At 62.8% G+C, this 23562-nt stretch carries 24 protein-coding genes, 5 tRNA genes and 1 riboswitch; of the genes, 26 read left to right on the plus strand and 3 right to left on the minus strand.

Annotation, left to right across the window (positions count from 1 at the left end; all coding sequences use genetic code 11):
- Positions 1-20: 20 nt before the first annotated feature.
- The 15 genes from recO (at position 21) to J2X56_RS00495 (ending at position 10478) form a co-directional block, all read left to right on the plus strand.
- Entirely contained in the window at positions 21-872 is an 852-nt protein-coding gene (gene recO, locus J2X56_RS00425; protein ID WP_310157238.1) for a DNA repair protein RecO, read from the plus strand.
- Between the two features lie 162 nt (positions 873-1034).
- Entirely contained in the window at positions 1035-1808 is a 774-nt protein-coding gene (gene pdxJ / locus J2X56_RS00430) for a pyridoxine 5'-phosphate synthase (RefSeq protein WP_121039559.1), read from the plus strand.
- A 10-nt stretch (positions 1809-1818) separates the two neighbouring features.
- Positions 1819-2211 carry a holo-ACP synthase gene (gene acpS / locus J2X56_RS00435; RefSeq protein WP_088753669.1) on the plus strand — a complete coding sequence of 131 codons (393 nt, stop codon included), beginning with the start codon at positions 1819-1821 and terminating at the stop codon, positions 2209-2211.
- Entirely contained in the window at positions 2208-3236 is a 1029-nt protein-coding gene (gene nagZ, locus J2X56_RS00440; RefSeq protein WP_204725368.1) for a beta-N-acetylhexosaminidase, read from the plus strand. The genes acpS and nagZ overlap by 4 nt, the downstream gene beginning before the upstream one ends.
- Before the next feature lie 17 nt (positions 3237-3253).
- Complete coding sequence (gene uvrC / locus J2X56_RS00445; RefSeq protein ID WP_209569123.1) at positions 3254-5119, plus strand: excinuclease ABC subunit UvrC; 1866 nt, start codon at positions 3254-3256, stop codon at positions 5117-5119.
- A gap of 123 nt (positions 5120-5242) precedes the next feature.
- On the plus strand, positions 5243-5833 hold the full coding sequence (pgsA, locus tag J2X56_RS00450; protein WP_039786370.1) for a CDP-diacylglycerol--glycerol-3-phosphate 3-phosphatidyltransferase: 591 nt from the start codon (positions 5243-5245) through the stop codon (positions 5831-5833).
- Between the two features lie 66 nt (positions 5834-5899).
- Positions 5900-5975 (plus strand) — tRNA-Gly (locus J2X56_RS00455).
- A gap of 152 nt (positions 5976-6127) precedes the next feature.
- Positions 6128-6201, plus strand: a tRNA-Cys gene (locus J2X56_RS00460).
- Positions 6202-6212: 11 nt separating this feature from the next.
- Positions 6213-6288, plus strand: a tRNA-Gly gene (locus J2X56_RS00465).
- Positions 6289-6341: 53 nt separating this feature from the next.
- Positions 6342-6417 (plus strand) — tRNA-Gly (locus J2X56_RS00470).
- 53 nt (positions 6418-6470) lie between these two features.
- Positions 6471-6546, plus strand: a tRNA-Gly gene (locus J2X56_RS00475).
- Positions 6547-6873: 327 nt separating this feature from the next.
- A complete protein-coding gene (locus J2X56_RS00480) occupies positions 6874-7848 on the plus strand; it encodes a chemotaxis protein (protein WP_121039568.1) in 975 nt (324 codons plus the stop codon).
- 151 nt (positions 7849-7999) lie between these two features.
- Entirely contained in the window at positions 8000-9034 is a 1035-nt protein-coding gene (gene cobT / locus J2X56_RS00485; RefSeq protein WP_121039571.1) for a nicotinate-nucleotide--dimethylbenzimidazole phosphoribosyltransferase, read from the plus strand.
- On the plus strand, positions 9027-9857 hold the full coding sequence (locus J2X56_RS00490; protein WP_121039574.1) for an adenosylcobinamide-GDP ribazoletransferase: 831 nt from the start codon (positions 9027-9029) through the stop codon (positions 9855-9857). Before cobT ends, J2X56_RS00490 begins: the two co-directional genes overlap by 8 nt.
- Before the next feature lie 3 nt (positions 9858-9860).
- Positions 9861-10478, plus strand: coding sequence for a histidine phosphatase family protein (locus tag J2X56_RS00495; protein ID WP_134135206.1), 618 nt, complete (start codon positions 9861-9863; stop codon positions 10476-10478).
- Here the strand turns inward: J2X56_RS00495 and J2X56_RS00500 are convergent.
- Positions 10475-11122, minus strand: coding sequence for a response regulator transcription factor (locus J2X56_RS00500; RefSeq protein ID WP_034334115.1), 648 nt, complete (start codon positions 11120-11122; stop codon positions 10475-10477). The genes J2X56_RS00495 and J2X56_RS00500 overlap by 4 nt on opposite strands.
- Positions 11115-12506 carry a cache domain-containing protein gene (locus tag J2X56_RS00505; protein ID WP_121039580.1) on the minus strand — a complete coding sequence of 464 codons (1392 nt, stop codon included), beginning with the start codon at positions 12504-12506 and terminating at the stop codon, positions 11115-11117. Before J2X56_RS00505 ends, J2X56_RS00500 begins: the two co-directional genes overlap by 8 nt.
- 278 nt (positions 12507-12784) lie before the next feature.
- Between J2X56_RS00505 and J2X56_RS00510 the strand changes: the two genes are divergently transcribed.
- From J2X56_RS00510 to J2X56_RS00555, 10 genes are all read left to right on the plus strand, one after another.
- Entirely contained in the window at positions 12785-14854 is a 2070-nt protein-coding gene (locus J2X56_RS00510; protein ID WP_209569122.1) for a carbon starvation CstA family protein, read from the plus strand.
- A gap of 55 nt (positions 14855-14909) precedes the next feature.
- Entirely contained in the window at positions 14910-15095 is a 186-nt protein-coding gene (locus J2X56_RS00515) for a CstA-like transporter-associated (seleno)protein (protein WP_034334124.1), read from the plus strand.
- A gap of 209 nt (positions 15096-15304) precedes the next feature.
- Positions 15305-15688: a response regulator gene (locus tag J2X56_RS00520; RefSeq protein ID WP_034334120.1), complete on the plus strand. Its 384-nt coding sequence runs from the start codon at positions 15305-15307 to the stop codon at positions 15686-15688.
- On the plus strand, positions 15685-16308 hold the full coding sequence (locus J2X56_RS00525; RefSeq protein WP_039786354.1) for a chemotaxis protein CheC: 624 nt from the start codon (positions 15685-15687) through the stop codon (positions 16306-16308). Before J2X56_RS00520 ends, J2X56_RS00525 begins: the two co-directional genes overlap by 4 nt.
- Positions 16305-17279 (plus strand): GGDEF domain-containing protein, encoded by a 975-nt coding sequence (locus J2X56_RS00530; protein ID WP_310157268.1) that lies wholly within the window; start codon positions 16305-16307, stop codon positions 17277-17279. Before J2X56_RS00525 ends, J2X56_RS00530 begins: the two co-directional genes overlap by 4 nt.
- A 309-nt stretch (positions 17280-17588) precedes the next feature.
- Entirely contained in the window at positions 17589-18014 is a 426-nt protein-coding gene (locus tag J2X56_RS00535) for a hypothetical protein (protein ID WP_134135213.1), read from the plus strand.
- Between the two features lie 145 nt (positions 18015-18159).
- A complete protein-coding gene (gene htpX, locus J2X56_RS00540) occupies positions 18160-19038 on the plus strand; it encodes a protease HtpX (RefSeq protein ID WP_204725375.1) in 879 nt (292 codons plus the stop codon).
- 202 nt (positions 19039-19240) lie between these two features.
- On the plus strand, positions 19241-20881 hold the full coding sequence (gene ybaL / locus J2X56_RS00545; protein WP_134135214.1) for a YbaL family putative K(+) efflux transporter: 1641 nt from the start codon (positions 19241-19243) through the stop codon (positions 20879-20881).
- A 100-nt stretch (positions 20882-20981) separates the two neighbouring features.
- Positions 20982-21150, plus strand: a riboswitch (FMN riboswitch).
- Positions 21151-21235: 85 nt separating this feature from the next.
- Positions 21236-21760, plus strand: coding sequence for a 6,7-dimethyl-8-ribityllumazine synthase (locus J2X56_RS00550; RefSeq protein WP_121039592.1), 525 nt, complete (start codon positions 21236-21238; stop codon positions 21758-21760).
- A gap of 224 nt (positions 21761-21984) precedes the next feature.
- Positions 21985-22302, plus strand: coding sequence for a hypothetical protein (locus J2X56_RS00555; RefSeq protein ID WP_134222112.1), 318 nt, complete (start codon positions 21985-21987; stop codon positions 22300-22302).
- Between the two features lie 111 nt (positions 22303-22413).
- Here the strand turns inward: J2X56_RS00555 and J2X56_RS00560 are convergent, their stop codons facing one another.
- Positions 22414-22974 carry a DUF2242 domain-containing protein gene (locus J2X56_RS00560; protein WP_121039598.1) on the minus strand — a complete coding sequence of 187 codons (561 nt, stop codon included), beginning with the start codon at positions 22972-22974 and terminating at the stop codon, positions 22414-22416.
- 328 nt (positions 22975-23302) lie between these two features.
- Between J2X56_RS00560 and J2X56_RS00565 the strand changes: the two genes are divergently transcribed.
- Positions 23303-23476, plus strand: a complete 174-nt coding sequence (locus tag J2X56_RS00565; protein WP_227022621.1) for a hypothetical protein — start codon at positions 23303-23305, stop codon at positions 23474-23476.
- The last annotated feature ends 86 nt before the right edge of the window (positions 23477-23562 follow it).

The following is a 23562-nucleotide window of genomic DNA, read 5'->3' on the forward strand; positions in this document are numbered from 1 at the left end:
CGCATTCAGGACGGATATCCATGACCACCATGCTCAACGAACCCCAGCTCGACGGCCAGGTAGCTGATCCGGCCGCGCCGGTCGCGCCCCAGGCACCGGCCAAGGCCCCGGCGCGCAAGCCGGCTGTGCCCCGTGCGCGCAGCCGCACGGTGCCGGAGAAGGAGCACAAGGTCCTGGCGCAGCCGGGCTTCGTGCTGCACAGCTATCCCTACAAGGAAACCAGCCTGATCATCGACGTGTTCTCCCGGGATCACGGCCGTATCGCCTTGGTGGCCAAGGGGGCCAAGCGTCCGCATTCCAAACTGCGTGGAGCCTTGCAGACCTTCCAGCCGCTGTCGCTGTCGTGGAGCGGCAAGTCCGAAGTGCGCACGCTGACCGATGCCGAATGGGTAGGCGGTCTGCTGCCGCTGGAAAAATCAGCGCTGCTGTGCGGTTTCTACCTCAATGAATTGCTGGTCAAGCTGCTGGCGCGCGAAGATGCGCACCCGGCGCTGTTCGACCATTACGTGGCCACCCTCAACAAGCTGGCCCATGGCGAAAATGCTCCCATCGTGCTGCGCCAGTTCGAACGCATCCTGTTGAAGCAGACCGGCGTGGCCGGCAACTGGAGCCATTGCGTGACCAGCGGCAAGACCGTGCAGCCCGATGGCATCTACGTCGTCGATCCGGAGCAGGGCACGCGTCCTGAACGCATTTCCGATCGTGCCCCCAAGGTCTCCGGCAAGACGCTGCTGGACATGGAGCGCGAAGACTACAGCGACCCCACCACGCAATTGCAGAGCAAGTTCCTGATGCGCTACCTGCTGTCGCATCACCTGGGCGGTGCGCAGCTGAACACGCGCCAGATCCTGATCGACCTGATGCAGCTGTGATGCGCGGCGGCTCCTCTGCCGCGGGCCAGAACATGCTGCCAATTGATCCCGTCTGTTCCCGCGTGCGATCCCGAGCCGCTACAATCCGGAACTGGCTGCACGGTTCTTCACGTGCAGCCTTGAGCACATCCCGACATCATTCCAACGAAGCTTCCTGACACCATGAGTTTCCTGCAGCCTGCCGGCCCGGTCATCGACCTGGGCATCAACATCGATCACGTCGCCACCTTGCGCAATGCGCGCGGCACTCGTTACCCCGATCCCATCCGCGCCGCGCTGGAAGCCGAGGAGGCTGGTGCCGATGCGATCACCCTGCACCTGCGTGAAGACCGTCGCCACATCCGCGATGAAGACGTCAAGGCCATTCGTCCGCTGCTGCAGACGCGCATGAACCTCGAAGCCGCTGTCACGAAAGAGATGATCGATTTCGCCTGTGGCATCCAGCCGCAGGATGTCTGCCTGGTGCCGGAGAAGCGCACCGAAGTCACCACCGAAGGCGGCCTGGACGTGCGCGGCCATTTTGCCGACGTGCAGGCGGCGATCCGCCAGTTGCAGCAGGAGAGCATTCGCGTCTCTTTGTTCATTGATCCGGATGTGGAGCAGATCCAGGCCGCCGCAGAATCGGGCGCCCCCGTCATCGAACTTCATACCGGCCGTTATGCCGATGCCACCAGCGAGCGTGAACAGCAGGAAGAGCTGGAGCGCATCCGCATCGCCGTGCAGGCTGGCGTCAAGCTCGGCCTGAAGGTCAATGCCGGCCACGGGCTGCATTACACCAACGTCCAGGCCATCGCCGCCATCCCCGAGATCGCTGAACTCAACATCGGCCACGCCGTGGTCGCCCATGCGGTCTTTGCCGGCTGGCGCAATGCGGTCTCCGAGATGAAGGCCATCATGGTCAAGGCCCGCCTGGACGTCCTGAAGGCCAAGGTTTGAGGCGCGCCGCATGATCTACGGCATCGGTACCGACATCCTCCAGATCTCGCGCCTGGAGGCGACCCTGGGACGTCACGGCGACCGCTTCGCCGCCAAGATCCTGGGCCCGCAGGAAATGGAAAAATATCTGCGCCGCAAAGCCAAGGTGGAAGCGCGCGGTGTGCGTTTCCTGGCCACCCGCTTCGCCGCCAAGGAAGCCTTTTCCAAGGCCATCGGCATGGGCATGCGCATGCCCATGACCTGGCGCGCCATGCAGGTATTGAACGCGCCCAGCGGCAAGCCGGTGGTGGTCTGCAGCGGCGCCTTGCAAGAATGGATGGAAGAGCAGGGGCTGAGCGCCCAGGTTTCCGTCACCGACGAAGTGGAATACGCCGTCGCCTTTGTCATCGTGGAGAAGTCATGAATCAAGCCGTCAAGCCGCTCGGTCCGGTGATGCTGGACGTGGTCGGCACCACGCTGGACGCCGCCGATATCGCGCGCCTCCAGCACCCGCTGACGGGCGGGGTCATCCTGTTTGCCCGCAACTATGAAAACCGTGCGCAGCTGGTTGCGCTGACCGATGCCATTCGCCAGGCGCGTCCCGGCATCCTGATCGCCGTGGACCACGAAGGCGGCCGCGTGCAGCGTTTCCGCACCGATGGTTTTACGCGTCTGCCGGCCATGGGCCAGCTCGGCCAGCTCTGGGATCGCGACGTGCTGCAAGCCACCAAGGTGGCCACGGCCACCGGCTTCGTGCTGGCCGCCGAACTGCGCGCCTGTGGCATCGACCTGTCGTTCACCCCGGTGCTCGATCTGGATTACGGCGTCTCCAGCGTCATCGGCGACCGTTCGTTTCATCGCGATCCGCGCGTGGTCACGCTCATGGCCAAGAGCCTCAATCACGGCCTGGCGCTGGCAGGCATGGCCAATTGCGGCAAGCATTTCCCCGGCCATGGTTTCGTCACGGCCGACTCTCACGTGGCCATTCCGGTCGATGAACGCGGCCTCGATGAGATCCTCGGCGACGATGCCACCCCTTATGATTGGCTGGGCATGAGCCTGGCCGCCGTGATGCCGGCGCACGTCATCTACCCCAAGGTGGATGCGCAACCGGCCGGTTTCTCCAAGGTCTGGCTGTCGATGCTGCGCGAGCGCTTCGGCTTCCAGGGGGTGATCTTCAGTGACGACCTCAGCATGCACGGTGCCAGTGTCGCCGGTGGTCCGCTGCAGGCGGCACAGGCGGCACTGGATGCAGGCTGCGATGTGGCGCTGATCTGCAATTCGCCGGACAAGGCCGATGCCATTCTCGCCGGTCTGCATGGTGGCACCGACGCTGCCTCTGCCGCGCGCCGCGCGACCTTGCTGCCCTGTGGCGAGGCGCTGGCCTGGGATGCGCTGCAAGCCGATCCGCGCTACCTGGCCGCCCGCGCGCTGGTGCAGTCGCTGTAAGTTCTTCGCTTTCGCTCATGTCCGAAATTCCTGCATCTCCGCTCCCCGACCCGCGTGAAGTCGTGCTGGAGACGGTTGCCCGGCTGCCGCACCTGCCGGGTGTCTATCGCTACTTCGACGCTGAAGACAACGTGCTCTACGTGGGCAAGGCGCGCGACCTCAAGAAGCGCGTCTCCAGCTATTTCCAGAAGACCCTGACCAGCCCGCGCATCGCCATGATGGTCGAGCGCATCGCGCGTCTGGAAACCACGGTCACCCGCAGCGAGGCCGAAGCGCTGCTGCTGGAAAACAATCTCATCAAGACGTTGCGTCCGCGCTTCAACATTCTCTTTCGCGACGACAAGTCCTATCCCTACCTGAAGATCACCGGCCACGCCTTCCCGCGCATGGCCTACTATCGCGGCGCGGTGGACAAACGCAGCCAGTATTTCGGCCCGTTCCCCAATGCCGGGGCCGTGAAGGAATCGATACAGATCCTGCAGAAGGTGTTCCTGCTGAGGACCTGCGAAGACACCGTCTTCACCAACCGCACGCGGCCCTGCCTGCTGCACCAGATCCACCGCTGCAGCGGTCCCTGCGTGAACCTGGTCAGTCGCGAGGATTACGCGCTCGACGTGGAGAATGCCTCCAAATTCCTGCGCGGCCGCCAGAGCGAAGTGATGGAAGCGCTGGAGCAGAAGATGCACGCCTTCGCCGCCGACCTGAAGTTCGAGCAGGCCGCTGCCGTGCGCGACCAGATCGGTTCACTCTCCAGCGTGCTGCACCAGCAGAGCATGGAGACGGTCAGCGATGCCGACATCGACATCATCGCCGTGACGGTGCAGGGCGGACGTGCCTGCGTGAATCTGGCGATGGTGCGCGGCGGCCGCCATCTCGGGGATCGCGCCTATTTCCCTACGCACGTGGATGATGCGATGGATACCGCCGAGGAGAGCATCGAGGTTGAAGTGCTCAAGGCCTTCCTGGCCCAGCACTACATCGACAAGTTCATTCCCGGCTCGCTCATCGTGGGTACCGAGTTCGATGATCCGGCGCTGATGATGGCCTTGATGGAGCAGTGCGGTCACCGCATCACGCTGACCTTCCAGCCGCAGGGCCAGCGCCGCCAGTGGCTTGAGATGGCCGCGAAGGGGGCCGAGATCGCACTGGCGCGCCTGCTGTCCGAGCAGGGCTCGCAACAGGCCCGCACGCGTGCACTGGCTGAAGTGCTGGAGCTGGAACGTGAAGATCTGGACGAACTGCGCGCCGAATGCTTCGACATCAGCCACACGCAAGGTGAAGCCACGCAAGCCTCGTGCGTCGTGTTCCATCACCATGCGATGCAGAACGGTGAATATCGCCGCTACAACATCAACGACATCACGCCCGGCGATGACTATGCCGCCATGCGCCAGGTACTTACGCGCCGCTACGAAAAGGTGGCCAATGGCGAAGGCGTGATGCCGGATATCGTCCTCATCGACGGCGGCAAAGGCCAGGTCGAGATGGCGCGTCAGGTGCTGACCGAACTGGGTCTGGACATCAGTCTCATCGTCGGCGTAGCCAAGGGGGAAGGGCGCAAGGTCGGCCTGGAAACCCTGGTCTTCGCCGATGGCCGCGCCCCCAAGGAACTGGGCAAGGAATCGGCTGCACTGATGCTGATCGCCCAGATCCGCGACGAAGCGCACCGCTTCGCCATCACCGGCATGCGCGCCAAGCGCGCCAAGGCACGCCAGACCTCGCGCCTGGAAGAGATCGAGGGCATCGGTGCCAAGCGCCGCCAGCGCCTGCTGGTGCGCTTCGGTGGCCTGCGCGGGGTGGTCGATGCCAGCGTGGATGACCTGGCTTCCGTCGAAGGCATCTCGCGCCAGCTGGCCGAAGAAATCTACCGCCAGTTGCACTGAGTTCGTTCACTCGGCTGACCCGTTGCTGCGCGCGCTGACGTAAAGGCGGGCGCAGCAGGGGACGACTCTGCTACTATTCGGTAAATTTTTTTTCGTGTACGCCGCTCCAACCCTCCAAGACGTATGCCTTTCAATATTCCGATTCTGCTGACCTGGTTGCGGGTGGCGCTCATTCCTCTGGTCGTCGGGGTCTACTACCTCCCTGAGATTGGCCTGAACCGCTACGAGCAAGGCATCGCCGCCACGGCCGTGTTCATCGTCGCGGCCGCCACCGACTGGTTCGATGGCTTCCTGGCGCGCCGCTGGAACCAGACCTCCGCCTTTGGTGCCTTCCTCGACCCGGTGGCCGACAAGCTCATGGTCACCGGTGCCTTGCTGGTGCTGGTGCATCTGGACCGCGTGCATCCGGTGATCGCCTTCATCATCATCGGCCGCGAGATCGCCATCTCGGCGCTGCGCGAATGGATGGCCCAGATCGGTGCCTCCAAGTCGGTGGCGGTCAGTTCGCTGGGCAAGATCAAGACCACCGCACAGATGATCGCCATCCCCATGCTGCTGTACTACGACAGCCTGTTCGGCTTCATCGATACGCGACTGTGGGGCAGCCTGCTGCTGCTGGTGGCAGCGGTGCTGACGGTATGGTCGATGCTGTACTACCTGCGCCGCGCGATGCCGATGATCAGGGAAGCCGATGCTGGGAACAGAAAAAAATAATTAAATAATTAAGATCGATAGTTGACAAATGCCAACGCTGCCTTATAATAGCGTTCTGTTTTCGATGCGGGAGTAGCTCAGTTGGTAGAGCGATACCTTGCCAAGGTATAGGTCGAGAGTTCGAGACTCTTCTCCCGCTCCAAGTTACTTGGAAAAAAGGAAGCCTGAACAAGCTTCCTTTTTTTATTGTGATAGGTGAGCGAGCATTGAAAGTTTGGCTGCGGCGCAAGTCGAAAAAAGTCAAAAAAGATGTTTGCAAACAACACGTGTTTTAGGTAGTATGCGTGTCCCCAAGGCGGGGTAGCAAAGTGGTTATGCAGCGGCCTGCAAAGCCGTCTACGCCGGTTCGATCCCGACCCCCGCCTCCAAAACGCTCCATGCGGGAGTAGCTCAGTTGGTAGAGCGATACCTTGCCAAGGTATAGGTCGAGAGTTCGAGACTCTTCTCCCGCTCCAGATTCAAGGCAGGCAGCTTCGGCTTCCTGTAGCAGTAAAGTGGTGGTTCCCATGCGGGAGTAGCTCAGTTGGTAGAGCGATACCTTGCCAAGGTATAGGTCGAGAGTTCGAGACTCTTCTCCCGCTCCAGTTTCAAACCAGGCAGCTTCGGCAGCCTGTGGCAGTAGATGTAAAAGTCCCATGCGGGAGTAGCTCAGTTGGTAGAGCGATACCTTGCCAAGGTATAGGTCGAGAGTTCGAGACTCTTCTCCCGCTCCAAATTGAAAGAGGAAGCCTTCGGGCTTCCTCTTTTCATTTCTGCGCCGCATTTCCTGCTTTTCTTGCAGGCACGTCGGCCATTCCTCCCGTCTGCTGCATATTGTTTACGCGCCTGTTTTTAGTCTCACCGTGCCGCCGTTTCGGCCCAGGCGGGACGGTGCGTCTCTCCTGGCGCGGCCAGCGTGGTATTTCGGTATACGCAGCATTGGCAAAAATCAAAAATGTCGGCTATAGGCGATTGCCTGATTGCCACGGCCATGTTTCCCCACTACATTGCTGAGTCAGGCTTTTCGCCTGTCACCATCATTTGCATCCGGGGGAGGGGGCATGGACAATTTTCAGAAAGAGATTGACGAAAGAACCAATCTCACCGCATCCAACAAGTTCGAGCTGCTGTTGTTCCGTCTGGGGGCGGATCCACATGGCGAGCGCTCCGAGCTGTTTGGCATCAACGTCTTCAAGATCCGCGAAATCGTGCCCATGCCGCCTGTGACCAAGGCGGCCGGTACGCAATCGCCGATGCTGGGCATGGTCAACATCCGCGGCCAGATCATTTCGGTGATCGACTTGCCGGCCGTGGTGGGCTGTGTGCCCAAGACCGGCCTCAACATCCTGCTGGTCACCGAATACGCGCGCAGCACGCAGGCCTTTGCGGTCGAGTCGGTGGACGAGATCGTGCGCCTGGAATGGAGCCAGGTCCTGTCGGCGGAAACCAGCAGTGGTGGCGCCTTCGTCACCAGCATCGCGCGCCTCGACCAGGACAAGGACACCAGCCGCCTGGCCCAGGTGCTGGACGTGGAGCAGATCCTGCACGAGATCATGCCCAGCGACCGCAACATGAAAATGGAAAACCTGGAAAAGAGCGCCGGCCATGGCATGCGCCCCGGTGCGGTGGCCATTGCCGCCGACGATTCCAAGGTGGCCCGTTCGCTCATCGAGCAGGGCTTGCGCGCCATGGAGATTCCCTTCGAGATGCATGTCACCGGCAAGGATGCCTGGGACAAGATCCAGAAACTGGCCAAGGAAGCACGCGCCGAGGGCAAGCCGATTTCCGACAAGATCTCCTTCGTGCTGACCGACCTCGAAATGCCGGAAATGGATGGTTTTACGCTCACCCGCAACATCAAGCGCGAGGATTTCCTGAAGAACATCCCGGTCATCATCCACTCCTCGCTGTCCGGCTCGGCCAACGAGGACCACGTCAAGAGCGTGGGCGGTGATGCCTACGTTGCCAAGTTCGAAGCCAATGAACTGGCCTCGACCATCTTCGGCGTGCTCGACCGCGCTGCAGCCAAGGCCTGAGGTATACACACGCTGCACTCATCATCAAGGGAGCCTCCGGGCTCCCTTTCTTTTTGTTCTCGCCGTTATCTGTCCTGCCGCAGCCAGCGGCGATCTCGTATACTGGCGCTCCCTTGATCCTGCCGCAGCCAGCGGCGCAGAGCCTTTTCTCATGCAGATTCCCGCCATTGCCTCCCCGTTCGATGCCAGCCTGGCCGCCCGGCTGGAAGCGCGCATCAATGACAAGACCAAGCCTCTCGGCAGCCTGGGTGCACTGGAACGCCTGGCGCGCCAGATCGGCCTGATCCAGGGCAGCGACCATCCGGTGCTGCGCCAGAGTGCCATCGTGGTCTGTGCCGGGGACCATGGCGTCACCGCAGAAGGCGTCTCGGCCTACCCGCAAAGCGTGACCTGGCAGATGGTGGAGAACTTCCTGGCCGGAGGTGCCGCGATCAACATCTTCGCGCGCCAGAATGAATGTGCGCTGTATATCGTCGATACCGGCGTCAATCACGATTTCGGCCCGCGCGATGGCCTGCTGGACCGCAAGATCGCCCCCGGTACCGCCAACTTCTGCCAAGGCCCGGCGATGACGGCGCAGCAATGCCAGGCTGCGCTGCAGGCCGGGTTCCAGTTCGCTGAATCGTTGCAGGCCGATGTACTGGGCTTTGGTGAAATGGGGATCGGCAATACCACTGCCGCCGCCGCATTGATGGCCGCCTTTACGGGCGTGCCGGTGCAAGAGTGCGTCGGGGCCGGCACCGGCCTCGATGCCCAAGGCGTCGCCCGCAAGGCCGATGCGGTGACGCGTGCGCTGCGCCTGCATGCGCAAGCGAGCGCACCGCTGGAGCGACTGGCGGCCCTGGGCGGCTTCGAGATCGCCTTCATGACGGGGGCCATGCTCGGTGCGGCACAGCGCCGCAAGGTAATACTGATCGATGGCTTCATCGTCACCTCGGCGCTGCTGGTGGCAGCCGCCTTGCAGCCGGCCGTGCTGGAGTACTGCGTGTTCTCGCATTGCTCGGATGAGGCCGGCCATCGCCGCATGCTGCAGTACTTGGGTGCCACGCCCCTGATGCAGCTGGACCTGCGCCTGGGCGAGGGCACCGGCGCCGCACTGGCCTTGCCGCTGCTGCGTGCGGCGGTCAATTTCCTGGAACGCATGGCGACCTTCTCCTCGGCCAGCGTCAGCGAAAAGCATGTCTGAAAAAGACTTCACATCACCGCCACCGCCCCGCAGCGACGGCCCGCTGTACCAGGTGCGCCTGTTCTTCACGGCGCTGCAATTCTTCACACGGCTTCCTATCCCGCGCTGGGTGGGCTTCCAGCCGCACTGGCTGCAACATGCCACGCGCTATTTCCCGCTGGTCGGCTGGATCGTGGCTTGGGCCTGCGCCCTGGTCTACCTGCTGGCCGTGCAGTTCTGGCCGCAGATGGTGGCGGTGCTGCTGTCCACTGTAGCCGGGATCTGGCTCACCGGCGCCTTCCACGAGGATGGTTTTGCCGACGTCTGCGATGGCCTCGGTGGTGCAGTCAGCCGTGAACGTGCGCTGGAGATCATGCGGGATTCGCGCCTGGGCAGTTATGGCGTGATCGGTATCGTCGCGCTGTTGCTGGCCAAACTGGCGGCCTTGCAGGCGTTGCTGCCGTTGCAGGTGCTGGCCGTGCTGGGGATGGCCCATCCGCTGTCGCGCTGGCTGGCCACTTGTCTCATCTGGCGCATGGAATACGTGCGCGAAGAGGGCAAGGTCAAGCCGCTGGCGCAGCAGATGGGGCAGGGCGAATTCCTGCTGGCGACCTTGTTTGCGGTGCTGCCGGTGATCGGGGTGATCGCGCTGGGCATGATGTCCTGGCAGCGCATTGCCGCCGGCGTGGTGCTGGCAGCCGTGGCGACGCTCTGGCTGGCCGCGCGTTTCCGGCGTCGCCTCGGCGGCTATACCGGGGATTGCCTGGGCGCGGTTCAACAGTTGAGCGAGACCGCCTTTTATCTCGGTGCGCTTGCCTCGCTGCCGTCCTGGTGGAATCCCTGAGCCATGCTGCTGAATCTGATTCGCCATCCCCAGCCGCTGGTGGACAAGAGCACCTGTTACGGACGCAGCGATATCGCGGTCGCGCCCGAGATGCTGGCGCAGAGTGTGGCGCAACTATTGCCCCAGTTGCAGGCGCTGCCACCTGAATGGCCGCTGGTAAGCAGTCCGCTGCAGCGCTGCGCGCAGCTGGCGCAGTCCCTTGCGCAGGCCATGCATCGACCCGCACCGGACGTGGATCCGCGGCTGCAGGAAATGGATTTCGGAAAGTGGGAGCTGCGCCCCTGGGATGACATTCCCTGGGCCGAAGTCGAGGCTTGGAATGCCGATCTTGCGCATTACGCACCCGGCGGCGGCGAGACATTGACCGAGGTGGCAAGCCGCATGTGGCAAGCCTTCAACGACCTGCTGGCCACGTCCGCCGAAGGCGCCATCGTGATTTGTCATGCCGGCACCATCCGCATGCTGCACGCCTGCGCCGCATGGCGTGCAGGGCAGGGGGAGACTGCCCGGCCCGATGCCGCAGCCCTCAGTGACATCGCCCTGCGTGCCGCAGCCCATCGCGCCGAGATCCCCCATGCCCGCCTGCTCGCACTGGACGTCTCCGTCAGTCCGAAGCGCTAGCCTGCCCCGCGCGACTCCACCGCAAATTTGATCAGTTCAGCCTGGCCATCGATATTGAGCTTGCGCTTGATGTTGAGCCGATGGGTTTCCACCGTGCGTACGCTCAGGTCCAGTTCGCGGGCAATCTGCTTGTTGGATTCGCCATTGGCGATGTGCTGCAGCACTTCGCGTTCACGCTGCGTGAGCAACTCGCGCACCGGCAGCGGCTGGGTCAGCTGGCGCGCCAGTGCGGCGCTGTAGTAGATCCCGCCCGAACGCACCGTTTCGATGGCATGCACGATGTCCTGGCTGGGTGCGTCCTTGAGCACATAGCCGCGCGCACCGGCCTGGATCGATTGCATCACGTATTCGGCCTTGTCATGCATGCTCAGGATCAGCACCGCAATCTCCGGATGCAGCGCATGAAAGCGCGCCGTCAGCTCGATGCCGTTGATGCCGCGCATGTTGATGTCCATCAGCGTGAGATCGATTGGATGGCGGGCAGCGGCGGCCAATGCTTCCTCCGCATTGCCGGCCTCGGCCACCACTTCCAGTCCGGGCACGGTTTCCAGTCGTGCGCGCAAGCCGTCGCGCACCAGCGGATGATCGTCGATGAGCATGATGCGCGTCGTGGCAGGGGCGATGGGCGGGGCGGTATCAGACATGGGGTGAAGGCAAAAGAGAAGAGCGGGGAATGATGGCGCTGATGCTGGTGCCGGCAGCCGATGAATCGATACCCAGTTCGCCACCTACGGCTTCCATGCGCTCGCGCATGTTGCGCAGGCCGATACCATGGCGCGAATGATCGTCGACTTGGCCGGGATCGAAGCCGCTGCCGTTGTCCTGCACCTGCAGCATCAGCAGGTTGTGGCCGTCATAGAGACGCATGCTGATCTGGCTGGCGTTGGCATGGCGCGCGATGTTGGTCAGCGCTTCTTGCGCCACGCGGAACAGCACGGTGTTGACCACGTCCGGGAGCGCAGCGCCGTCCTCACGCTGGCGCTCGTGCTCGAAGACGATCTGTGTCTGCGGGCTGCTTTCGCGCCACTCACCGCACAGGTGTTCCAGTGCCGCCGCCAGTCCGAGATCATCGAGGATGGCCGGCCGCAAATCATGCGAGATGCGGCGCACTTCGGCCAGCACGCCGTTGATCTGGGTGGCGGTCTTTTCAAAGCCGGCGCGGGCTGCCGCCGCCTGTTCGGGCGTACCGCGCAGGCGTTCCAGCGCGGCTTCGATCTGCAGTTTGATGGAGACCAGCCACTGGCTGATGCCGTCGTGCAGGTCGCGCGAGAGGCGCGCGCGTTCTTCTTCCTGCGAACGCACCACGCGCTGGGCCAGCTGGCGCAGCTTGGCATCGGCCACGCGATGCTCGCTCAGGTTCAGCAGCAGGCCGGCCAGTCCCACCGCCAGCGCGCTGGACAACGCGATGATTGCAATGAGCAGCATGGTCTGGTGCAGGTAGCCGGAATTCTGGTGATCGACCTGGGCCAGTGCCGCTTCCACATCATCCAGATAGATGCCGGTACCGATCACCCAGCCCCAGCGCGGCAGGGCGATCACGTAGCCCAATTTGGGTGCCACCGTCTTGCTGGAAGGCTTGCGCCACAGATAGCGTTCGAAACCACCACCCTGATGGGCGCGTTCGATCAGATGCCGGATGGTCGGGCTGCCGGAGTCATCGCGCCAGTCCCACATCTCGCGTCCCACCAGTTCCGGCTGGCGCGGATGCATGATGCTGCGGCCCTGGTCGTCGTAGACGAAGAAATAGCCATCATCCCCGAAGGCCAGGTCGGACAGGATGCGCCGGGCTTCTTCCTTGATGGCGTCATCGGTGCGTCCGGTGTCGTAGAGATGGGCCAGCGCATGCTGGGCCAGATCCACATAGTGGCGCAGCTCGGTATTCTTGCTGGCCAGGTAGGCGGCCTCGATGGTGGAACGCTGCTGGCGCGCCAGTTCCACCGCCTGGTAACGCACCACCAGCGCGATGGCCGCAAAGGCCAGGCACAGCGGGACGATGGCGAGGAAGATGATTTTCTGGCGCAGTTTCATGCCCGCGATTCTACCCAAAGCCTCTGGGTGCCCGCGTAAATCTTCATATCGTTTTCCCGCCGCTTATCACCCCGAAAGAAAATCCCTTCACCCTGCGTAATTCTACGTAGCGGCTCTGCGTAGTGCTGCGCTTGTGGGGCAGGAGGGGCATGCCGATACTGGCGGGCATCCTGCGCAGTGCGTCCGTTCAATCGGTTTCATTCACGTGGACCCGGACGGGGACGCACTGACGACAACAAGATTTCCCACAACAATTCATATCCGCAAGGAGGAGAACAATGAACCGCTTGGTTTCCAGACTGGGCTGGCTGGCTGTCGCCCTGGGCGGCGCCGGGGCCTGCGCCTACGTCGCATTGCAGCGCGGCGAATCGATCAATGCCGTCTGGCTGGTCGTGGCCTCGGTGTGCGTCTACCTGATCGCCTATCGCTTCTACAGCAAATTCATCGCCGAGCGCGTGCTGGGCCTGGATGGCGCACGCATGACGCCGGCCTACAAGTTCAACGATGGCCTGGACTACGTGCCCACCAACAAGTACGTGCTGTTCGGCCACCACTTCGCCGCCATCGCCGGCGCCGGTCCGCTGGTGGGCCCGGTGCTGGCCGCGCAGATGGGTTATCTGCCGGGCATGCTGTGGATCCTGGCCGGCGTGGTCTTTGCCGGTGCCGTGCAGGACTTCATGGTGCTGTTCATCTCCACCCGCCGCGACGGCCGCTCGCTGGGCGACCTGATCAAGTCCGAACTGGGCCAGGTGCCGGGCGTGATTGCGCTCTTCGGTGCCTTCATGATCATGGTCATCATCCTGGCGGTGCTGGCGCTGATCGTGGTCAAGGCCCTGGCCGAGTCGCCGTGGGGCACCTTCACCGTGGCCGCGACCATTCCCATTGCGCTCTTCATGGGCGTGTATTCACGCTACATCCGCCCGGGCCGCATCGGCGAAGTCTCGTGGATCGGCTTCGTGCTGCTGATGCTGGCCATCGTCGGTGGCCAGTATGTGCAGGAACATGCCGTGCTGGGGCAGATGTTCACCTTCAACGGCAAGCAGCTGACCTGGATGCTGATCGGCTACGGCTTTGTCGCCTCGGTGCTGCCCGTGTGGCTGCTGCTGGCGCCGCGCGATTACCTGTCCACCTTCCTGAAGATCGGCACCATCGTGGCGCTGGCGCTGGGCATCATCTTCATCGCCCCGCACCTGAAGATGCATGCGGTGACCCGCTTCATCGACGGCAGTGGTCCGGTGTGGTCGGGGTCGCTGTTCCCGTTCCTGTTCATCACCATCGCCTGCGGTGCGGTCTCGGGCTTCCATGCGCTGATTTCGTCTGGCACTACCCCCAAGCTGCTGGAAAACGAGAAGCACGCCCGCTTCATCGGCTATGGCGCGATGCTGATGGAATCCTTCGTGGCCATCATGGCGCTGATTGCGGCGTCCTGCATCGAGCCGGGCATCTACTTCGCCATGAACAGTCCCGCTGCGCTGATCGGCACCACGCCCGAGAACGTGGCCCAGGTGATCTCGCAATGGGGCTTCCACATCACCCCCGAGATGCTGACCCACACCGCCCAGGCCGTGGGTGAACATACCATCATCTCGCGCGCCGGCGGCGCGCCTACCCTGGCCGTGGGCATGGCCCAGATTCTCTCCGGCGTGACGGGAGAAGCGATGATGGCCTTCTGGTACCACTTCGCCATCCTGTTCGAAGCACTGTTCATCCTGACGGCCGTGGATGCCGGTACCCGTGCCGGCCGCTTCATGCTGCAGGACCTGCTGGGCGCGTTCATCCCGCCGATGAAGCGTACCGATTCCTGGGCGGCCAGCCTGATCGCCACCGGCCTGTGCGTGACCGGCTGGGGCTACTTCCTGTACCAGGGCGTGGTCGATCCGCTGGGTGGCATCAATACCCTGTGGCCGCTGTTCGGCATCTCCAACCAGATGCTGGCCGGTATCGCCCTGATCCTGGCGACCTGCGTGCTGTTCAAGATGAAGCGCGACCGCTTCGCCTGGGTCACCGTGGTGCCCACCACCTGGCTGCTGATCTGCACCCTGACCGCCGGCTGGCAGAAGGTGTTCGATGCCAATCCGCGCGTGGGCTTCCTGGCGCATGCGCAGAAGTACCAGGCAGCGCTGGATGAAGGCAAGCTGCTGGCCCCGGCCAAGTCCATCGAGCAGATGCGCCAGGTGATCTTCAACGACTACGTCGATGCCGGTCTGGCTGCAATGTTCATGCTGGTGGTGGTGAGCGTGCTGGTGTTCGGCATCCGTACCGTGCTCAAGGCACGTGCGGCGCACCAGCCCAGCGTCAAGGAATCGGCCTACGAAGCATTGCCCTCCAGTGCCGTAGCTCCGCAATGAAGCTTTTTGCAGCAAGGAGAACAGCATGAGCAAACCTGGCGCCCTGGCGCAACTGATGGCCTGGCGGCGCCAGGTCGGCCGCACGCTGAACCTGATGGTTGGCATGCCCGAATACGACACCTATGTGGCGCACATGAAAGCGGCTCACCCGGATCACTGCGTGATGACCTATGAAGAGTTCTTCCGCGAGCGGCAGGAAGCGCGCTATGGCGGCAAGGGGCGGGTGGGGCGGTGCTGTTGAAATACGCCGTTTTCCCGCTGGCCAGAACTGCCACCGAGGCCAATGAGAAAGAGATCTTCGGGTCTCTTTTTTTATGGCGTTTCCATGACGCAGGTTATTTCTTATCAGGAATTCCCTCATACGAAGGATGTTGCTTTTGACTTATCATTTTTGAACGCATGACAAGACGTCAGCATTCTTCAGTTTTTTGATGTTCAAGGTGATTCAAGATGGCAAGCAACGATAGCGGCAAGACCCTTCTCATTGTCGACGACAGCAAGGTCTCGCGCATGGTGATCAAGGCCAACGTGCTGGCCGTCCACCCGGACTGGCAAGTGATGGAAGCCGGCACCGGCGAAGAGGCCATTGCCCTGGTCGGGCAATCCGTGCCCGACTACTGCACGATGGACATCAACATGCCCGGCATGCTGGGCACCGATGCCGCCGCGCAGATTCTGCAGGCGCATCCGTCGGTACGCATCGCCATCTTCTCGGCCAACATCCAGGAAGCCGTGCAGACCCGCGCGCAGCAACTGGGGGCACTGTTCGTCGCCAAGCCGGTCACGGAAAAATCGATCGGGCAGGCCCTGCTGCATTTCCGGGGCCCGCTGTGAGCATCCTCAACGAGATCGAACGCGACGCCCTCACTGAAATCTTCAACGTGGGTGCCGGACGTGCAGCGCAGAGCCTGTCCGAGATCGTGGGCGACGAGGTAAGACTGTCGGTGCCCTCAGTGGAAGTGCTGCGTTCGGGTGCCATTGACGAACAGGTGCTGCCGCGCACGCGCGGGCGCTTTGCCACGGTGAGCCAGAATTTCGATGGCCCGTTCGATGCGGAAGCGGTGCTGCTGTTCACCGAGGATCGTGCGCTGTCCATCGTGCGTGACATGATGGGCTCGCAGATGAGCCTGGACGAGCTCGCCGAGTTCGAGCGCGAAGCCATGTGCGAATTGGGCAACATCATCCTCAATGCCTGCCTCTCGGCCATGGCCGACATGCTGGAAATCACCCTCAACAGTTCGCTCCCGCAGTATCTGGTGTCGTCGCCCGACGATATCTCGGCGCGGCTGGCGAGCGCGCAGGGCGATGAGAGCTATGTGCTGGTGCTGCACATCGACCTGGTGATCGAGAAGCATCAGACTGACGGCCATCTTATTTTCCTGCTCAGTTCCTCCTCGCTGCATGCGCTGGTGGAGCACGTGCAGCGTTACCTGGGCAAGATCGGTCTGGCATGAGCACTGCCGTGGTACCCCGCTTTCGCGCCGAGGACGTGCTGGACCAGCTGCATGGCGGGCTCATCCTGCTGGACGCCGGACTGCACATTCTGCTCTGGAATGCCTGGGTGGCGCGTTACAGCCGCGTGCCGACGGGCCAGGCGCTGGGCGCACGCTTCGAACAAGTGTTTGACGAGCGCGTCTCGCCGGCGCTGCTGCGGGCCATCGACAACACCCTGGGCTACGGCTTGCCGGCCGTTCTCTCCAGCGCGCTGCACCGGGCCCCGTTGCCGCTTTATCCGGATCATGGGGCAGCCCCGGCGGCAGGCCCGCTGGCCGCACCGGCCCGCATGGTGCAGTCGGTGGTGCTCACGCCCCTCGACAGCCCCGAGGGCGAGCGCCTGTGCCTGATCCAGATCAGCGATGCCAGCAACTCGGTACGCCGCGAGAAGATGCTGCAGTCGCATTCCGATGTGCTCAAGCGCCAGGTCGGCACCGATGGCCTCACCGGCATTCACAATCGCCGGCATTTCGATGAACATTACGCCCAGACCTTGCACCGCGTGGGACAGTCGGGCGGGACGCTGTCGCTGTTCATGGTCGACGTCGATTTCTTCAAGCAGTACAACGACCACTATGGCCATGGACCTGGCGACCAGGTCCTCAAGCGTGTGGCAGCGGCCCTGCAGGGGCAGTTGCAGCGGCCCGGTGATCTGCTGGCGCGCTATGGCGGTGAAGAATTCATCCTGCTGATGGAAGGCCTGTCGCCTCGTCAGGCCGCCGAGGTCGCCGAAGCCCTGCGCGAGACCGTGTACGGCCTCGCCGAGCCCCATGCCAAGTCGCTGGTGGCACACCGCGTGACCATCAGTGTCGGGGTGTGCACACGTGCAGTGCCGGAGGGGATGGATGGACGTCTGCTCATGTCGGCGGCCGACGCCGCGCTGTACCGCGCCAAGCTGGGCGGGCGCAACAAGGTGGTGGCGACCGACTGATTCGGCGTGTGGGCATGCCTTGTGGAAATTTCTTCACTTTTGTGTAAAACAAGGGCAATTTATAGGAAACCCTTGCTGAGCAAGCATGTCAGAAATGGTCAGTGTGCTTATCAACAGGCTTGTTCACAGTTTTTGTGGATAACTTGCCGGAGGGCTTGGTTTTCCGGGGGGAACAAGCGGGCAGGGCGGGCTGGCAATTTTGCGTATAATGCGCATCCGTTCATGCTGACAATGGCCTGACAAAAGGCCGCAGCCTGATTTCCGTGGCACACACGGGTTTTCTCCACTTTTTCATTCATCAAGGGTTTGATGCGCCGACTGCTGCTCCTGCTGCTGACTCTGCTGATCCCGCTGCAATTGCTGGCAGCCACGGGAGAGGTACAGCTGCGTGAACAGTTGCGCGAGCAGTTGCAGGTCGCCGCGCCGATGCAGCTGCATGCGCATGCGCAGGACCCGGCGGCTGCGCATCATTGCGCGGCTTCTGCAGCTGTTTCTGCAGCCCTGCATCTGCCTGCCGACCTTCTCGCATCGGGCAGCCTGTCCGGCGATGACCAACCCGCTGGCATCGATGACGATGACCAGCCCAGCGCCCAGGGCGAGTTGGAAGATCCGGCCTTGCCGGCGGCCATCGCCACGCCCGGACTGCACTGGTTTCCGTTTCCCCACGCCTTTCCGGCAAGCCTGAGCTGGTCGTCCTACCTGCGCGACCAGCTGCGTCCTCCTCCGTTGGCATAAGCCCCGCCAAATGCGCACCTGCCGCGGGGCAGGGCGCAAGCGCGGTGGCCGCTTCGTGCGCCAGCGCGCTGCTCTGTACTGAACCCATCGTTTGACCCGCCGTGGCGCTGTGCGCACGGCACACTTTTGTCCATCAGGAAAAACCATGAAACGCATCGTTCTGTTCCTCGTCACCAACCTGGCCGTGATGCTGGTCTTGAGCTTCACCGCCAGCCTGCTCGGCGTGAACCGTTACCTCACTGCCAACGGCCTCAACTTCGGCATGCTGCTGGTGTTCTGCGGCCTGATGGGGTTTGGCGGCTCCTTCATTTCGCTGTTCATGTCCAAGGCCATCGCCAAGTGGTCCACGGGGGCGCGCGTGATCGAGCAGCCGCAGAATTCCACCGAACTGTGGCTGTTGCAAACCGTCCAGACCCTGGCCACCCGTGCCCAGCTGCCCATGCCGGAAGTGGCGGTCTATGACGGCCCGCCCAACGCCTTTGCCACCGGTGCCAGCAAGAGCAATTCGCTGGTGGCGGTCTCCACCGGCCTGCTGCAAGGCATGACCAAGGAAGAAGTGGAGGCCGTGCTGGCCCACGAAGTGGCCCACATCGCCAACGGCGACATGGTCACGCTGACCCTGATCCAGGGCGTGGTCAACACCTTCGTGATGTTCTTCGCGCGCATCGTCGGCTACTTCGTCGACTCTTTCCTGCGCAGGAACAACGAAGAAAACAGCGGTCCCGGCATCGGCTACATGGTGACCGTGTTCGTCTGTGAAATTGTCTTCGGCATCCTGGCCAGCATCATCGTCATGTACTTCTCGCGCCAGCGCGAATACCGCGCCGACGCCGGTGCCGCAGCCCTGATGGGTTCCAAGGTGCCGATGATGAATGCGCTGCGCCGCCTGGGCGGCTTGCAGTCCGACGGCCTGCCGCAGAATCTGCAGGCTTCCGGCATCTCCGGCCGTGAATCCTGGCTGGGCCTGTTCTCCAGCCACCCGCCGCTGGAGTCGCGCATCGCCGCCCTGCAGGCCGCACGCTGATGCCCGGGTGGCGGGCCGTACCGCGCCAAGTGCGGCCCGCCATCGACGGCGCCTGCGTGGCTGTCATGCCCGCGTATTCATGCGCGTGTTAGTCTTTGTGAAGGTTCGTGCCTGCGTTTGCGCGCAGGCATGCAGCCGGCCGACAGCCAGTGACACAGTCATCTCCAACAAATTCATCCACCTTAGAAAGGAACCCTGACTGATGCCCCATCACACTCCCCTGATCGCCACCATTGTCGGAGGCCTGGTCCTGGCCTTCATCTTCGGGACCCTGGCCCATCGCCTGAAAATGCCGCCGCTGATCGGCTACCTGGTGGCTGGTATCGCCATCGGCCCGTTCACGCCCGGCTTCGTCGGCGATGCCGACCTGGCCCAGGAACTGGCCGAGATCGGGGTGATCCTGCTGATGTTCGGTGTCGGTCTGCACTTCTCCCTGAAGGACCTGCTGTCGGTCAAGAACATCGCCATCCCCGGCGCCGTGGCCCAGATCGCCATTGCCACCTTGCTCGGCATGGGCCTGGGCTGGCTGCTGGGCTGGCCATTCGGCGAGGGCTTCCTGTTCGGCCTGGCGCTGTCGGTGGCCAGTACCGTGGTGCTGTTGAAGGCGCTGCAGGAACGCCGTCTGGTGGAAACCCAGCGCGGGCGCATCGCCGTGGGCTGGCTCATCGTCGAGGATATCGCCATGGTGCTGGCGCTGGTGCTCATTCCGGCGCTCTCCGGCATCCTGGGTGGCAAGGGCGAGGCGCTCTCCGGCAATGCCGTGCTGCTGACCCTGGGGCTGACGCTGGGCAAGGTGGTGGCCTTCGTGGCCGTGATGCTCATCGTCGGGCGCCGCGTCATTCCGTGGATCCTGGAGCGCATCGCCGATACCGGCTCGCGTGAACTGTTCCGCCTGGCCGTGCTGGCCATCGCGCTGGGCTTTGCGCTGGGGTCGGCTTATGTGTTCGGGGTGTCCTTCGCGCTGGGGGCCTTCTTCGCCGGCATGATCCTGTCCGAATCCGAACTGAGCCACCGTGCCGCCGAAGAATCGCTGCCGCTGCGCGATGCCTTCTCCGTGCTGTTCTTCGTCTCCGTGGGCATGCTGTTCGATCCGTCGATCCTGGTACGCGAACCGCTGCTGGTGGTGGCCACCGTGCTCATCATCGTGGTCGGCAAGTCGCTGGCCGCCTGGCTGATCGTGCGCGCATTCGGTCACCCGAATTCGACGGCGCTGACCATTTCCGCCAGCCTGGCGCAGATTGGTGAATTTTCTTTCATCCTCGCCACACTCGGCCTGTCGCTGGACCTGCTCTCGCCGATGGCGCGCGACCTGATCCTGGGCGGTGCCATCCTGTCGATCCTGATCAATCCCTTGCTGTTCTCGCTGCTCGATCGCTACGAAGCGCGTCACGCCGAACCTGCCGACGTGCAGGATGTACCGCCCACGGTCGACCTGCAGGATCACGTGGTGCTGGTCGGCTACGGCCGGGTCGGCCGGGGCATCGGCGAGCAGTTGCGTGCGCAGGGCAAGCCTTTCGTGGTGATCGAGGCGCAGCGCGAACATCTGGATGCATTGCGCCAGGATGGTGTGCCGGCGCTATACGGCAATGCCGCCCAGAGCGAGCTGCTCAAGGCCGCCGCTGTGGAGCGCGCACGTTGGCTGCTGGTGGCGATACCGGAAGTGTTCGAGGCCGGGCAGGTGATCGAAAATGCGCTGGAGCTCAATGCCGGCTTGAAGGTAGTGGCACGCGCCCATTCCGATGCCGAGATCGAGCACCTGGAAAAGCATGGTGCCCAGCGCGTCATCATGGGCGAGCGCGAGATTGCGCGCGGCATGCTGGAGTCGGTGGGGCAGGGTGCCTGACGCCGGCCGAGCGGATTTGCGCTGCGCGCCTGCAGCATTTTTGTTCACGTGCTAAAGTCGCGGCTGCTGTTGCGGCGAACTCTTTGTCCGCTGCGCGGCAACAAGTTCTCGGGGCGGGGTGAAACTCCCCACCGGCGGTAATCAGGCGGCACCTGGCGGTGTTGCGTGTAGCCCGCGAGCGCCCGGCCTGTCGCCACGACGAGCCGGGGTCAGCAGACCCGGTGTGATTCCGGGGCCGACGGTCATAGTCCGGATGAAAGAGAACGGGATGTCCGGTGTCGTGCCGCTTTTTTGCGGTGCGCGCGGCCGCGCATTCCCACGCCCTGTTTATTCATCGAACAGGAGTCCTGAACCATGTCGCAATCGCATCAATCGCATCTGTCTGCCGTCCCTTCCCACCACGGTCAACGTATCGCCTTCGTCCAGGCCAGCTGGCACAAGGACATCGTCGACCAGTGCCGCATCGCCTTCACCGAGGAAATGGCCAAGCTGGGCTGGCCCACCTCCAGCATCGATTTCTTCGAACTGCCCGGTGCCTTCGAAATCCCCCTGCACGCCAAGGTGCTGGCCAAGACCGGCAAGTATGCCGGCATCGTCGCCAGCGGCCTGGTGGTCGATGGCGGCATCTACCGTCATGACTTCGTGGCGCAATCGGTCATCTCGGCGCTGATGCAGGTGCAGCTGGAGACCGAAGTGCCGGTCTTCTCGGCCGTGCTGACCCCGCATCACTTCCACTCGCACAGCGAGCATCACGATTACTTCCACCAGCATTTCCTGGTCAAGGGACGTGAAGCCGCGCACGCTTGCGCCACCACGGTCGCCAAGCTGGCGGAAGTCCGCGCAGCCGATGCTGCGCAGCGCAGCCTGAACGCGGCCTGAGGCCCGGCCCCGGCCGTCTGCGCTTCTGATGCAGGCGGCTGAAGCAGCGATTTCGGGCGATCCGTCGGTAACGCCCGCCAGGCGCGGAGGTGGGCAAATTTTGCTTCACATTGTGATTAACATTTGTGAAGCATTTGCTTACAACCCTTACGGCTTTCGCCTAGAGTTGTCAGGATTCGGGGGATATAGTCACGCTACGTCATTCAGAACAACGAGGAGCTATCGTGAAAAAGTCGATTTCCCTGATTGCCGGCATGGCTGTCTTTGCCGCCGTCGCCGGTCTGTCCGCAGCACCGGCCATGGCCGGGCATGTCTCCATCGGCGTCAATATCGGCGTCCCGGCCTACGTGGCTCCGCAGCCTGTGTACGTGCAGCCGGCCCCGGTCTATGCCCCGCCGCCGCCGGTGTATGTGCGCCCGGCACCGGTCTATTACGCACCGGCCCCGGTGTATGTGGAGCGCGAGTATTACCATCGCGGCCATCATCGTCACTGGCACCGTCCGCCGCCGCCGCCTCCGGGCTACGGCTACTGGGGGCGTTGATCTCCAGGCAGCAGGCAAGAAAAATGGCGGCTTGAAGGCCGCCATTTTTTCGTTCCTACAACGCGTTCATTCAACGCTGTGCCATCGTGCATTGCTGAAATCAGGCATCCCTCATTTCTTCGCCGGTGCGGTGTCGTCATCGACATCCACCAGGAGATAGCGCTCGGCCGCGCCGAAAAAGCGATCGTAGAAGTCCGGCGAGCGGATGGTTTCGCTGGAGACGCGCACCATTGAATCATCGCTGGCGGCAAAGGGCATCGACACCGACCCCAACACGCTCACGCCCAGGCTGGCCGAGCTGTTGCTCTTCTTGATGCCGTAGCCATCCTGGGTGGCACTGGCGAACATGGTCGAGCTTTTGCCGTTGCCATTGGACGCGCAGACCACGTGGAAGGCGATTTCCATGTGTTTGTCGCTGGCGGGTTGGAAGCTCTTGTTGCCATCCAGGGTGTTGTCGGTGGACTTGCTGATGACGTAGCCCTGGCCCAGCAAGGCGCGGCGGGCGGCTTCGCAGACGGCTTTTTCACTGCCGGGGAAGCTGCGCGAGAAGGCGCTGGTATCGTTGAATTCCTCCTGATGATAGAAGGCGGTCTTGCCGGTGGTGCAGGCGGTCAGGCCCAGCGTGGCGGCAGTGATGACGAAAAACGGGACAGAAAAACGCGGGCGCGGCATGCAGCGGATCTCCAGCAACAGTGAGGGGTGGCGTGAATTGTAAAGGATTCAGCTGGTACAGAGTTTGGGCGGATGGTAAAGATCCGTAACAGATGAAGTATCACCTGATGAGAACAGTCCATGAAGACGCGCGCAGGGCGGCGCCATGAAGGTAAAATCACTTGTCGAATTGCCTGACTGAAAGTAATGTTAGGAAATTCTAGGGAGTGGTCTTCCATCGGGACGATCATGAATCTGCGCGGCAAGCCGTGCACATTCGCAAACGGCCTCGTCAAGGAACATGGATAAAAATCAAAAAGCGGAATTGGAGCGCATCCAGAAGGAGCTGGTGGACGCACACAATAAGGCTGCGTGGCAGATGGCCGCAACGATCATCAAGGCCTCACTGGTCAAGAACGGCATGGACCAGCCGCCCACCCCGGCCGAGCTGGCCGACCTCAATGCCACCATCACCAATCTGCGCAGCGTGGCGGAGGATGCGCTGGAGTTGCTCAAGCGTTGAGCGCCTTGCGCGCATGCGCCATGCCTGCGCCCTCAAAGGCAGGCCTCTCGCCTGCTTCATCGGGTCTGAACGCAGCGCTTCTGCTG

The organism is Herbaspirillum sp. 1173 (genome assembly GCF_031455335.1).
Lineage (GTDB): Bacteria > Pseudomonadota > Gammaproteobacteria > Burkholderiales > Burkholderiaceae_D > Herbaspirillum > Herbaspirillum huttiense.